Below are 13,208 nucleotides of genomic sequence, written 5' to 3'. Positions count from 1 at the left end.
AGCGCTTCAAGCTGTATATCAGTACTAATTCGAGAGTTCTCTCCGGACAATTTCTGCACCCGCACTCAAGGCCTTTAGCTTGCCGCTTGCTACTCGACGAGGTAATGGGGCCATGCCACAGTTGGTACAAGGGTAGAGCTTATCGGCATCTACAAACTGAAGTGCTTTTCGTAGGGTCTTGGCTACTTCCTCTGGTGTCTCAATGGTATCGGTGGCCACGTCAATCGCGCCTACCATCACTTTTTTACCTCGGATGAGCTCGAGTAGTTCCATTGGAACATGAGAGTTGTGGCATTCTAATGAGATAATATCGATATTAGATTTTTGCAGCTTGGGAAAAGCTTCTTCATATTGTCGCCACTCTGAACCCAATGTTTTTTTCCAATCTGTATTGGCTTTGATGCCATAGCCGTAGCAAATATGTACTGCCGTTTCGCATTTAAGGCCTTCAATTGCTCTTTCTAACGTAGCAATTCCCCAATCATTAACGTCATCAAAGAATACATTAAACGCAGGCTCATCAAATTGAATAATATCAACACCTGCCGCTTCTAATTCTTTGGCTTCTTGGTTAAGGATTTTGGCAAATTCCCAAGCTAGCTTTTCGCGGTTTTTATAATGATCATCATAAAGCGTGTCGATCATCGTCATGGGGCCTGGTAGCGCCCATTTTATAGGTTGCTTTGTTTGCTGACGTAAAAACGTGGCATCATCAACAAAAACTGGCTTTAGGCGAGTCACAGGGCCTACGACTGTTGGTACGCTCGCATCATAGCGATCACGAATTCTGACGGTCTTACGCTTCTCAAAATCAACGCCGCTGAGATGCTCTATAAATGTGGTGACAAAGTGTTGGCGCGTTTGCTCGCCATCACTAACAATATCGATACCTGCCTGTTGTTGTTCGTGCAATGACAAACGTAAAGCATCATGTTTGCCCTCAATTAATTCTTCATCCTGCAATTTCCAGGGTGACCAGAGTGTCTCAGGTTGTGCAAGCCAAGACGGTTTAGGTAAGCTGCCAGCAGTTGAAGTGGGTAGCAATTTTTTCATAATAGATAACCTTGTATTTTTCGATTAATCACAGAGCGTAATTAGTGGACCACTGCTCAAGAATCGCTTGGTATGGTTTGATAAAATTTTCTTCAACAAATTTTCCCTGTTCAATAGCCAGTCCGCTGCGTTCTTCTCGATCATAAATAATTCGAGTTAATGAGTAATCTTGGTGCTTCAAACTTGGTTGATAGGATTTTCCTGCCGCAGAATTAGCATTGTAAATCTCTGGCCGGTAAATCTTTTGGAAGGTGTCCATCGTGCTGATGGTGCTGATAAGCTCAAGATTAGTGTAATCACCAAGCAAATCGCCGGTAAAATAAAAAGCCAAAGGCGCAACACTATTCGGGGGCATAAAGTAGCGAACCTTTAATCCCATTTTTTTGAAATATTCATCAGTTAAAGAATACTCGTCTTGCTGGTATTCCATACCTAGTACCGGGTGCTGGTTTTCAGTCCGTTGATAGGTTTTACTACCTGAAACACTTAGGCATATAACAGGCGGTTTGCTAAAGTGATCTTTGTATGTGTTTGAGTTTACGAAGCACTGAAATAGCTTTCCATGCAGGCCGCCGAAATCATCTGGCGTGCTAAAGGTGGGCTGATCTTTATTGTGCCCCAGTAGCAGTACACTAAAGTCATAGTCTCGCACGTAAGAGGAAAAATTATTTCCTACAATACCCTCAATGCGTTCATTCGTTTTTCGATCAATAATATTGGTTTTCAATACTTCAATCAGAGGGAGCGAATTGCTAGTGCTTTCAATACCAATATTCATCTCAACGGAGATGATTTCAAGTTCGATAGTATAGCGATCGCCTTTAAGATTGTCCCAATGTGCCAGTGCATTGAACCGATTGTTAATCATGTTTAAAGTATTACGCAAGTTTTCTTGGCGATTCTTGCCTCTAGCCAAGTTGGCAAAGTTAGTAGTGAGCCGCGTATTTTCGGAAGGATGATAGTTTTCATCTAAACGAATACTTTTAAGAGAAAATGTAAATTCGTTGCTCATGGTGATTGGGTATCCTAATGGCCTGCGTTTATTGCTCAGCAGTCTTAAAATTGTCTATAGTTAAAGGCTGTAGGCATTTTACGCTGAGTCATTGATTGAGCAAAAACGAATTAATTTCATTACAGTATTAGCGACACTCATGACTCGGTAAGTGGCACAGTATGGGTGGTGTGGCTCTTATTGCTTGAGTTTAGGCTGTAGAGCGTGCGGCCGGTCATAGCCGTGTGATGATTTTACGGTAATTCTCACAAAGCACAGATGACGCCATTAAGATAAACGTTGCGCCGACAGAAAGTATGGTTGGGTGGGCGTTACTTTTTTCTCACGGCTCTTCTTTTCCGCACCGCTTTCTTACCCATGCCACGTAGCGCAGAAAAGTCACCGCGTTCTACTTCAGCAATTAGCGCTTTCAGGCCATCAGTGAGGGGCTGCATAAACTGACCGTAACGCATCCGTTTTTCGCTGATTGCCTCAAGCTGAGATTCCCAGTGTGCCGTCATATCAGGAACGACCATCCGTTTAGGCAGACTGTTCACAAGATGCTTGCCTGCTTCTGTCGAGTGAATTTCCTTACCTTTCTTCGTCAGAAACTGCCGTTTAAACAAAAGCTCGATAATTCCAGCACGGGTGGCTTCTGTGCCGAGTCCGTCTGTATCCCTGAGCACTTTTTTGATTTCAGGGTCTGATACATATCTCGCTATTCCCGTCATGGCTGAGAGTAAGGTCGCGTCAGTGAAGCGTTTCGGGGGGCTGGTTTGTTTCTCATCCATTTTGCCGTCGATGCAGGTAACAGGGTCTCCCGACTTCACGTTGGGAAGAGCCATTGATGAAAGCTCTGCGTCTTGTTTCGACGTCTTTTGAGGTGGTAGCAGGGCCTTCCAGCCGTTAGAAATGACTGCTTTGTGCTTGGCAACGAACAAGCCGCCTTCCACCTCGCTGTCTATTTGGTGTTCCGCATACTCAAATGCTGGGTAAAACTGCATCAGGTACTGGCGGGCAACTAGCCCGTAGATATTCTTCTCATCCTGAGATAGACGATCATCTGGCACTGCTCTGGATGTCGGTATAATCGCGTGGTGAGCACCTACCTTGGCATCGTTCCACGCCTTGCTCTTAAGATCGAGGTCAGCCTTTTGTACGCTATCAGAAAGCGTCGGCGATGTTTTGGCAATCGACTGAGCCACCGTGTGGCGCTCGCCATAGTGGCCTTTAGGCAGATACCGACAGTCTGAACGTGGGTAGGTAATCAGCTTATGGCGTTCATATAACTGTTGGCATACGTCCAGAGTCTTCTGAGCACTTAAGTTGAACCGCTTTGATGCATCAATTTGCAGTGAAGACAGGCTGTAGGGCAGGGGGGCGGGCTGTTTTTTCTTGTCACGTTTAGCTGCGATGACCTTGCCTGGATGTCCGATCACCTTTTGCAGAACGACTTCAGCAAGCTTTCTTGAAAGCACACGGCCTTCTTCGTCCATATAAGGCTCACAGGCAGTGCTAGGCTTCCATTTTGCTGTAAAAGACTCACCAGCCACTGTCTGAAGCGTTATAAAGACTTCATAAAATGGCTTGGTTATAAAGTTTTCGATTTCTTGGTCTCGGTGAACAACCAAGCCCAACACGGGGGTCTGCACCCGGCCAACTGACAAAACGCCGTTATAACCAGCGCTTTGGCCAAGAAGGGTGCAGAGGCGTGTCATATTGATGCCATAGAGCCAATCGGCCCTTGCCCTTGCCAGGGCTGATGTTGCTAACGGTATGAAATCAGTATTCTGGCGAAGATCATTCATCGCCTTTTTGATAGCGGCAGGGTTCATATCGTTAACGAGACAGCGCAAGGTAGCTTCGCGTTTAGCTTTATTAACACCTGAATAATTGATCACTTCATCGACCAAGATTTGACCGACTCGGTCAGGGTCACCCATATTGACCAGTTGATCAGCTTCTTTAATCAGTTTTTTGACAGTATTAAACTGCGAGCGGGTTTGGCTTTTTACGTGATGTTTCCACTTGATTGGGATGATGGGTAGGTGTTCTTTTTTCCATTTTTTGTACTCAGGATCATAAGCATCTGGCTCAGCTTGCTCCAATAAATGACCAATACACCAGGTGACGACATCGCCATTAGCAACCCTGATAAACCCATCACCCTTTTGGTGTGGTCTGGGCAGCACGTCTGCAACTGCGCGCCCGACACTCGGCTTTTCGGCAATATATAGAATCAATTTTTCTTACCTCGAATGAGCTCTATAACGTGTGAATTTTGAGCTCTTCGTTAACCAATATTAGATGGAAATCTCATCGAGTTCATGATGTTAGTTTTGGGGGAAAGGTCATTAGGTGTCAAGGGAGGGCAATGAATGCGTGAGCGTGGCAGAACAAGGCGTTTAATGGGCTTGGGCGCACGTACCGGCGGTGCGCTGCTTAAAACGCGCTTAGGTGGGCAGGCGGATTGGCGTTCCTTAGGCGAGGCGCTGTTTGAGGGGTTATCAGAGTTAAAAGGCCCGGCCATGAAGCTCGCTCAGGTCATGTCTCAATGGGATGATCTGCTGCCCCCAGACCTAGCTGAGGAGCTTGCCCGCCTGCAGCGCCAAGCTGAGCCAATGCCCTGGCCGCGTATTCGTGAAGCGTTGTTACTCCAGTATGGCGATATTGATCATTACTTCAGCGAGATTGAAGAGCGGCCCTTCGCCAGTGCTTCGATGGGGCAGGTGCATCGGGCAACCACTCACGAGGGTGAAACGATCGTACTCAAGGTGCAATATCCTGGCCTTGCCGAGGTGCTTGAAAGTGATTTGATTCAGGTGCGGCGCATCATGCGTCTAGGCCGCTGGTTCAAAGTCCCCCAGGCTCGTTTGGATGCGCTATTTGAAGAGCTGGCCGACAGCCTGCGCAAGGAGCTGGATTACGTCGCCGAGGCTGAAGCACTGGCTCGCTACGGTGAGCGCTATAAGGATGACCCGCGCCTGATGATTCCCGAGCCACTCCCGGCGCTCTCCGGCAAGCACGTATTAGCAATGCGTTTTGTTGATGGCACGCCGCTACGTGAATTGTCGGAGGCGGATGACGCAACGCGCCAGGGCATTGCTCAAACGTTGGCGGATTGGATTACCCAAGAGTTGTTTACGTTCGGTGAGCTGCATGCCGACCCTCACGCGGGCAACTTTGCTGTGGATGCCCAGGGCCGGCTGGTCATTTATGATTTAGGCGCGGTCATCGCGGTGCCTGAGGCGCAGATAAAGGCGATGATGCAACTGCTGGATGCCACGCTGAAACATGACCCTATGGGGATGGATGAGGCATTAATGAAAATGGGTGGGCGCCAAGGGCAGGGGGCGCCTTTGGCGCTGTACAGCGAGTCGGCCGAGTGCATTGCACCACTGTTTGCGCCGGGCGAACAGGATTTCAGCGATGTGAGAGTCCATCGTCGCCTGCGTGAGCTTACCCCAAAAGTGTGGGCTGCCATGGACCGCTTGCAACCTCCCGCGGAGACGCTTTTGCTTTCGCGTGCGCTAAACGGCCACTACTGGAATTTGGTGCGACTAGGTGCTCGACTGGACATGCATGCGCGGACGTTACCTCTTATAGCGCGGGCCCATTAACGATAAAACGATTGCAACTGCGGCGATGACGGCCTTCGTGATAAACTATGTCGCTTTCATTTTAGACATCGTTATTTATAGACACACGATTGATAGACATCGTTTAACGCAGTGGAGACGGCAATGCTAGCGGTATGGGTCGATCAGCTGCTGGGATTTGCCTCCGGGGCACTCTCGGCAATCAGGCAGCAAGAACATTATCCGGACTTCATGACCTGGGTGCGCGCCAAAGGCGCGGACGCCTTTAACGGCGACGTGGCTATGGCACAGGCGCTGGCCCCGGTGCTGTGGTCGCAGGCGCCGTTAGAGCGGCTGGATTTTGGCAGCGAGCCGCTTGCCACGCCTGGGCGCAACGAGCCGTGCTGGTGTGATTCCGGTCGTAAATTTAAGCAGTGCTGCTATCAGGTTGAGTTTCCTACTGACATTCCCGAGCAGATGATGTGGATGCTCTCGCTGCGCGAATGGAAGGGCGCTACCTTGAAGGCTGCGCTGGATAGCCAGCAGGCGCCCGCTCAGGCGCTATTAGAAGCTGGCCTTATCGCTGCGGAAAGTGGCCAGACCGGCCGCGCAATGCAAATCCTCGAATCGCTCTTTGACGGTAGCGATTGGTCACGTCTACCCGAGCAGGCTGAGCCTGCCTTCGAGATCCTGCTGGATATTTATCAAGAGCGCGGCTTTACCCGCAAACGTGCCGATTTGCTCGACGAAGTGATGGAGCGCGGGCCGCTATTTTTACGCGGCGTGGCGCTTGAACGTTTGTGCTTAATGCATCTTGATAACGACGATTTGGACAGCGCTCGCGGTGCTTTCGTCAAAGCTCAGCAGGCGCTGCCTGATTCGCCCACGCTGGCTTACATTGAGGCCATGCTGCTGCTTCATGAGGGGCATGAGCAGGAAGCTAAGGAACGGGCTAATTTCTGGTACCGACGGTTAGTTCGTCAAGGCGAGCTAGATGAAGATCAACTGGAGTTTTTAGCCGCGCTGGCGGAAAACCCCGGCGCAACGCTCGCTGACCAGCTACTGAGCGCTGAAGAAGATTTGGCTACGCCGCTGGTAGCGCTGCAGGCGCTGCTTGCCGCACTGCCTACCGCCCCCAAAATCGATATTCAAACGGACCCGGAAAGCGGTCGATTGCTTTACCACTCAAGTGCCCGTGAGGCGACGCTGTTTGCGGCTTGGCATGAGCAGTTTCAAGTGCTGGTGGATGAAGATGTAGCGCTGGGCTTTCGCGATGACCCCTGGGGTAATGCGGTTGAGTGGATGACGGCGGTATGCGCTCACCCGGAATGGCTGGACGCGCCGCAAGTGGTGCAGGATCTCACTCTGGCATTGACCAGCCGATTTGGCAGCCTGCCCTGGATGGCCCCAACCCTGCTAGAGCCCTTGGCACTGCGCCTCTCACGCTGGCTAGAGCAGGCCCGTGCCGCGGGTGACGGTAACCTGTGCTGGGATGATGCGAATAATGCGATGTTGCTGCGCACGGGGTTAGCGTTGGTGGTAGGCATGGAACGTGGGGCGCGCCAGCACTCTCGCGAATTAGCAGAAGAGCTGCTACTCATCGATCAAGAAGATAGCCTTGGGCTGCGTGAGCTGGTGCTTGATCAACTGCTGCGTGATGATCGCAACGAAGAAGCGCTGGCCTTAGCCGAAGAGAATGATGATGACGGCTCGTTAGTGCTGGGGCTGTTAATGGGTAAAACCCTCGCCCTCTATCGGTTACAACATCTTGAAGCGGCAGAGACTGCGCTTAGCGATGTGGTTGGCCATAATCGCCATGCCTTAGAGCTTATTTGCTCTGAAAGCCCGCGCCCCTCTATGCCCCATGCGGATGGCCAGGTCGACCCCGGCTCCCGCGCGGAAGCATGGCAGTACCGCACCTTGATGCGCGATCAGTGGCGTACCACCTCTGGGGCGTTGGACTGGTTAGAAGCCCATCGCTAGGCGTTTTGCATAACTTGCGCTCATTAGGCTAATGAATGTCTTCTGGTTAGACGCCATTGAGTTTAATGAGCGTAAGGTTCAGGGGTGGGCACCAGCTGTTTATCTCGGCTGATCCAAATCGCTAGCACGATAGCGGGTATTCCCAGCAGGGTCGCGATCACAAAAAAGCTCGGATAACCCTGCGCCGTGACCACCAGCCCGCCAAAACCACTTAAGAATTTTCCGGGTAGCGTCATCAGTGACGAGAACAGCGCGTATTGTGTTGCGGTGTAAGCGCGCGAGGTAAGACTAGAGAGAAAGGCAATAAACACGGCGCTAGCTAGCCCGTTGGCAAGGTTATCGCCAATGATCGTGACCACCAGCATGGGCAGCTGATTACCTACGATTGCAAGTACGGCAAACAGCAAGTTAGTGACCATTACTAATCCTGCACCGATAATAAGCAGTGGGCCGATGCCATAGCGCGCGACCAGCAGTCCACCTAAAACCCCGCCGGCAATGCTCATTCCAATGCCAAATATGTTGGTAACATTGGCAATGGTCGCCAGTGAAAACCCTAAATCTATATAAAGCGGGTTCGCCATCGAAGCCATGGCCAAATCGCTGATTCTAAACACTGCAATAAAGACCAGAATCCACAGTGCTTTCACCCCGTAGCGTCTAAAAAAGTCAGTAAACGGGCATACCAGTGCGCCAATACTCCAGGCGCCAAGGCGGCGTAAGACTTTGGGTTTTCCGCGGCTTGAACGAATAAACGCCCGAACTTTAGGTTCATGAATTAACTGAATAGAGAGCGATGCACGCTTTGGCTCGGGGCGCAGTAATACCGTGAGTACGCCAATGCTCATCAGCGCTGCCATGGTCAGATAGGCCATGCTCCATGAAGAAGATGCAGCGATGTAAAGCGCCCCAGCGCCGGCGGCAAGTAGCCCCCCGCGATAGCCGACAATATAAGTGGATGCCATGGCTGCCTGGACATCATCCTCGGCAGACTCAATCCGATAGGCATCGATGGCAATATCTTGAGTGGCGGAGCCAAAGGCGACCAGCAGCGCAAAAACGGCTACCCAGCCCAGGTTGCCAACCGGGCTTAGACCCGCCAGCCCAATTAAGCCTGCTGCAATTAAGCTTTGTGCCAAAAGCATCCAGCCACGTCGTTGGCCGAACGCACGAGTGAGTAGCGGAAGCGCCAGCCGATCAACCACGGGCGCCCAGAAAAATTTTATTGAATAGAGCATGCCGATCCAGGCAAAAAAGCCTATGGCCGCCACTTCAACGCCGTCGCTGCGCAGCCAGGCTGAAAGCGTTGAGAACACCAATAGAAAAGGCAGGCCTGCTGAAAACCCCAAAAAAAGCATGGTAATAACGGACGCACGGCAATAAATAGCCAGCGCTGCAAGCCAACTGCGCTGGGGGAAAAGGCTGGGCATTAAACGCTACTCCTGGAAAGACGTTGGCAACGACCAAGTGATAAACTGGGGCTGTCATTCATCACAAAGCCGACAGCTTACCGGAGAGGAGTTTTCAATGTCGATTAAGGCGCATCAGGTTGTGACCTTGCACTATGTCCTTAGAGATATTCTCAGCGATGGCAGTCAGCGAATACTAGATGATTCCAACGCGCGCGGTAAGCCGCTTGAGTACCTTCACGGCCACGATAATATTGTCCCTGGCCTAGAAAATGCGCTAATAGGCCAAGTGGTTGGCGCTCAGTTAAGTATCCAGCTGTTGCCCGCTGATGCCTACGGTGTTCGCAATGAGGCATTGATTCAAGACGTCAGCCGAGGCTCGTTTGGTGGCGCAGAACTAGTCCCCGGCGGCAATTTTCAAACTGAAGGCGAGGCGGGCCCACAAATTGTGACTGTGTTAGATGTTAGGGATGATCGGGTCACTATCGATACTAATCATCCTTTGGCAGGGCGTACGCTTAACTATCGGGTAAATATTCTTGAGGTGCGTGAAGCAACGCGTGCTGAGCTAGCTAAAGGGCATCCGCTACCGCCCGGCACCGAGCATAGTAAAGTCGAAGATCGTAAGGTGTTATAGGTTTTACCTAGCTTAATGATAAGCCAACATTTGTAACAATGAGCAAACAATAGGGAAAAGGCTTGGTTGAGTGGCACTCTGACGACGCGTTGGTTAAAGTGAATGCAGAAATCAAACAGTGTTCGATAACTGCGGAGAAAAGAGATGAGCCAAATCGAAGAGCCTACCTTATTAAAGCAGCGTCGTTCCCGCCGTCAGGTGTTAGCCAGCTTAGGCTTGGGCGCGGCAGCTCTTTACGTGGCACCTACGCTGCTTTCAATGGATCAAGCGCAAGCCCACGACCATCGTTCGCGGCCTAGTTACTCAAGAGCGAGCTACTCAAGAGCAAGTTACTCCAGACCCAGCCATTCAAGACCGCGTCATTCTCGACCTAACCATTCTCGACACCGCCACGCCAACTCGCACGACAATCGTCGCCATGGTTCATCCCGTGGCTATGAGCCTCGGGCCTACAGGTCACGCCTCGATGAGCTTTCACGATTTGAACGCGACGGTGTGATCGAGCTGCGTATTAGTCGTGTACTGAAGCATTTATGGTGAGGTGAGTGATGAACGCTGCAGACGGTCTTGCCCATGACTATGCGTTACCCGGCATCGGCCCATATATTCGATTGATGAATGCACAGCCGCTATTGCCGGTTCTGCGGGCGGCGATGCCTGGGTGGCCGTTAACCGAGTGTTCGCTTCAGCCGACTGCCCCTGAGATTTGCGTTTGGCAGCAAGAAGATGGCTTTTGGCAGCAGGCGCCAGCACTGCCAAAAGGTATGTGGCTGGATACGCCCGTCAGCGCTGCATGCAGCGTTATTGCCGATTTAGCCGGGGCATTTTTACATTGTCATCCTGATTACATTGGCCTGCACTGCGGTTCTGCACAAATAAACGATCAGCTTGTTATCTTTCCTGACTCACATCGTGCGGGTAAGAGTACGCTTACAGCCGCTTTTGCGGCTGCCGGTTATCGAGTGTTTGGCGATGACGTAGTGGCATTAACCCCTGAAGGTGAGGGTCTGTCGCTTGGCGTTGCTCCCAGGCTGCGTTTGCCGCTTCCCGCTTCTCTAGACGAAGAGTTTCGGGACTTTATTAATCATCATCAGGGGCCAAGCGATGATCGCTATGGCTATGTCGCACTGGATGAAACGCTGTTAGCCAGTCATGGTGAAAAGTGCCCGGTTGGCGCGATTATACTGATTGATCGTGATGATAGTGTTACTTCCCCGCAGCTAACAGCGCTTCAGCACGGCGAGGGGCTGTGGCAACTGTTAAAGCAGAATTTCGCTGACACGCTCTCTGACCAAGTATTAGTCGCTAAGTTTTGGTCCTTGATGAAGCATGTCCCTTGTTTTCTATTGCGTTACGCCGATGCTTTTCAAGCGGCCGATTTCGTGGGGCGTGAGCTAGAAAAGGTGATGAATGCACGGCCGTCAAACGATGCGCTAGCGTCACAAGACGTGCCTACACCTGGCGTTGCTGCCTTGGATCGAAACGATCAGCGCTGCTGGCACGCCTGCCAAGCCGCGTACGAATATCCGCTGGGCGATGAGCTATTTGTGATTGTCGAAGAGGGTGGCGCCATTCACAGAATGAATCTGACGAGCCGGGCGGCATGGGGGTTATTGCAGTATGAGGCGCTTACTATAGAGGAGCTTAGCCAAACGCTGGCAGCCTTTTTTATGCCGGTCTCGCTTGAGCAAGTCCGCAAAGATATCGCCGAGCTGCTGGGGCAATTTTTAGCCGCTGGTTTGATTGAAGAGCCACCGCGCCGTTAGCTGCGCGGTGGCTTTAACTCATGTATTAGCTGGCTTTTTCGCGCAGAAAGTCAATGATTTTATCCGCAGAAACCATGGTCGCTTCGCTGTCTCGACGGCCTTTATATTCCAGTTCGCCGTTGTCTAAGCCACGATCGCCAATCACTAAGCGGTGAGGCACACCCATCAGTTCCAGGTCGGCGAATTTAACCCCTGGGCGAGTATCGCGGTCATCCAGCAACACGTCTAATCCCGCAGCGCTCAGTGCTTGGTATAGCCGTTCAGACTCTTCGCGCACACGCTGAGATTTGTGTGCATTCATCGGCACTAGCGCCACTTGGAACGGTGCAATCGCGTTGGGCCAGATAATGCCGGATTCGTCGTGATTTTGCTCAATGGCCGCCGCGACTACGCGCGTTACGCCGATGCCGTAACAACCCATCCATGGATGGCTGGTTTTGCCGTTGTCGCCCAGTACGTTCGCGTTCATAGCCTGTGAGTATTTTTGACCCAGCTGGAAAACATGGCCCACTTCAATGCCGCGCTTAATAGACAGCGTACCTTGGCCGTCTGGGGAGGGATCGCCTTCGACCACGTTGCGCAGGTCGGCAACGTCGGGCAAGGCGACATCGCGCTGCCAGTTAATGCCGAAGTAGTGTTTGCCATCGACGTTGGCGCCTGCGCCAAAGTCGCTCATAAGGGCGACGCTTCGATCAATAATGATCGGCATCTCAAGACCTACGGGGCCAAGTGAGCCAGGGCCTGCACCAACAAGAGCGCGAATTTCTTCTTCTGTGGCCATGGTGAGCGGGGCGGCTACCTGGGGAAGATTTTCGGCTTTAACTTCGTTTAACGTGTGATCACCGCGTATCAGCAGCGCGATCAGCCCACCTTCGGCTGCTTGCACCATTAGTGTTTTAATCGTTTTCTCAATGGGCAGATCAAACTGCTCAACTAAGGCTGCGATGGTCTTGGCATCGGGCGTCTCAACTAAGCGTAGCTCTTCGCTAGGCTCGGAACGAGCGGCTTGGCTGCCAAGCGGTGCGGGCAATGCCTCGGCTTTCTCTATGTTGGCCGCGTAATCTGACGCGTTAGAGAACACGATATCGTCTTCGCCAGAGTCGGCTAAGACGTGGAATTCGTGTGAGCCGGAACCACCTATGGAGCCGTTATCCGCGATCACAGGGCGGAAATTAAGCCCTAAGCGTGTGAAGATACGCGTGTAGGCGTCGTACATGTCTTGATAGGTCTGTTTCAGCGAGTCTTCATCAAGGTGAAAAGAGTAAGCATCTTTCATGATAAATTCACGCGAGCGCATCACACCAAAGCGTGGGCGAATTTCGTCACGAAATTTGGTTTGAATTTGGTAGAAGCTGACCGGTAGCTGTTTATAGCTGGCGATTTCTTTGCGCACCAGGTCGGTAATAACTTCTTCGTGGGTAGGGCCCACGCAATAGTCACGGTCGTGACGATCTTTCATGCGTAGCAGCTCAGGGCCATATTGCTCCCAACGGCCTGATTCCTGCCAAAGCTCAGCAGGTTGCACGGCGGGCATCAGTACTTCTTGAGCGCCAGCGCTGTTCATTTCTTCACGCACAATGGCTTCCACTTTTCGCAGCGTGCGAAGGCCAAGCGGCAGCCACGTATACAGGCCAGACGTTAAGCGGCGAATCATCCCGGCGCGTAACATTAACTGGTGGCTAATGACTTCGGCATCGGCCGGCGTTTCTTTTAACGTGGCAATCAGTAATTGGCTGGCGCGCATGGGCGTGAGCATTCCTTAGGTACGTGTACTGAAAAATCAGGGCTTAG

At 51.6% G+C, this 13,208-nt stretch carries 10 protein-coding genes; 5 read left to right on the top strand and 5 right to left on the bottom strand.

Translation table 11 applies throughout. The annotated features are described in order from the left end of the window. Positions 1 to 24 precede the first annotated feature (24 nt). The 3 genes from ACT3RP_RS09010 to ACT3RP_RS09000 all read right to left on the bottom strand — a co-directional run bounded on the left by ACT3RP_RS09010 (position 25) and on the right by ACT3RP_RS09000 (position 4,287). Positions 25 to 1,053, bottom strand: coding sequence for a methionine synthase (locus ACT3RP_RS09010; RefSeq protein WP_441686452.1), 1,029 nt, complete (start codon positions 1,051 to 1,053; stop codon positions 25 to 27). Between the two features lie 28 nt (positions 1,054 to 1,081). Continuing rightward, positions 1,082 to 2,065, bottom strand: a complete 984-nt coding sequence (locus ACT3RP_RS09005; protein ID WP_483393655.1) for a DUF1852 domain-containing protein — start codon at positions 2,063 to 2,065, stop codon at positions 1,082 to 1,084. Positions 2,066 to 2,376: 311 nt separating this feature from the next. Then, positions 2,377 to 4,287, bottom strand: coding sequence for a DNA topoisomerase III (locus ACT3RP_RS09000; protein WP_483393654.1), 1,911 nt, complete (start codon positions 4,285 to 4,287; stop codon positions 2,377 to 2,379). Positions 4,288 to 4,422: 135 nt separating this feature from the next. Between ACT3RP_RS09000 and ACT3RP_RS08995 the strand changes: the two genes are divergently transcribed. Both ACT3RP_RS08995 and ACT3RP_RS08990 read left to right on the top strand, forming a co-directional pair. Continuing rightward, entirely contained in the window at positions 4,423 to 5,664 is a 1,242-nt protein-coding gene (locus ACT3RP_RS08995) for an ABC1 kinase family protein (RefSeq protein ID WP_483393653.1), read from the top strand. A 123-nt stretch (positions 5,665 to 5,787) separates the two neighbouring features. Further along, the gene (locus ACT3RP_RS08990; protein WP_441686458.1) at positions 5,788 to 7,605 is read left to right on the top strand and encodes an SEC-C metal-binding domain-containing protein; all 1,818 of its coding nucleotides are present in this window, start codon (positions 5,788 to 5,790) and stop codon (positions 7,603 to 7,605) included. A gap of 62 nt (positions 7,606 to 7,667) precedes the next feature. Here the strand turns inward: ACT3RP_RS08990 and ACT3RP_RS08985 are convergent, their stop codons facing one another. Next, positions 7,668 to 9,035 carry an AmpG family muropeptide MFS transporter gene (locus tag ACT3RP_RS08985; protein ID WP_441686460.1) on the bottom strand — a complete coding sequence of 456 codons (1,368 nt, stop codon included), beginning with the start codon at positions 9,033 to 9,035 and terminating at the stop codon, positions 7,668 to 7,670. A 97-nt stretch (positions 9,036 to 9,132) separates the two neighbouring features. On the opposite strand from ACT3RP_RS08985, the gene ACT3RP_RS08980 reads away from it, so the two are divergent. The 3 genes from ACT3RP_RS08980 (at position 9,133) to ACT3RP_RS08970 (ending at position 11,417) form a co-directional block, all read left to right on the top strand. Then, on the top strand, positions 9,133 to 9,651 hold the full coding sequence (locus ACT3RP_RS08980) for an FKBP-type peptidyl-prolyl cis-trans isomerase (RefSeq protein WP_444625513.1): 519 nt from the start codon (positions 9,133 to 9,135) through the stop codon (positions 9,649 to 9,651). Between the two features lie 144 nt (positions 9,652 to 9,795). Beyond that, the gene (locus ACT3RP_RS08975) at positions 9,796 to 10,191 is read left to right on the top strand and encodes a hypothetical protein (protein ID WP_441686464.1); all 396 of its coding nucleotides are present in this window, start codon (positions 9,796 to 9,798) and stop codon (positions 10,189 to 10,191) included. An 8-nt stretch (positions 10,192 to 10,199) separates the two neighbouring features. Continuing rightward, a complete protein-coding gene (locus tag ACT3RP_RS08970; RefSeq protein WP_483393652.1) occupies positions 10,200 to 11,417 on the top strand; it encodes a PqqD family protein in 1,218 nt (405 codons plus the stop codon). A gap of 25 nt (positions 11,418 to 11,442) precedes the next feature. Here ACT3RP_RS08970 and ACT3RP_RS08965 read toward each other — a convergent pair whose 3' ends face one another. Next, entirely contained in the window at positions 11,443 to 13,161 is a 1,719-nt protein-coding gene (locus tag ACT3RP_RS08965; protein ID WP_444625512.1) for a proline--tRNA ligase, read from the bottom strand. Between the last annotated feature and the right edge of the window lie 47 nt (positions 13,162 to 13,208).

Origin of the sequence: Halomonas sp. AOP5-B2-8 (genome assembly GCF_052376475.1) — a bacterium.
In the GTDB taxonomy this organism is placed as follows: domain Bacteria; phylum Pseudomonadota; class Gammaproteobacteria; order Pseudomonadales; family Halomonadaceae; genus Vreelandella; species Vreelandella casei.
Note: the sequence above shows the minus strand (reverse complement) of the source record. Positions and strands in the feature narration are given on the sequence as shown.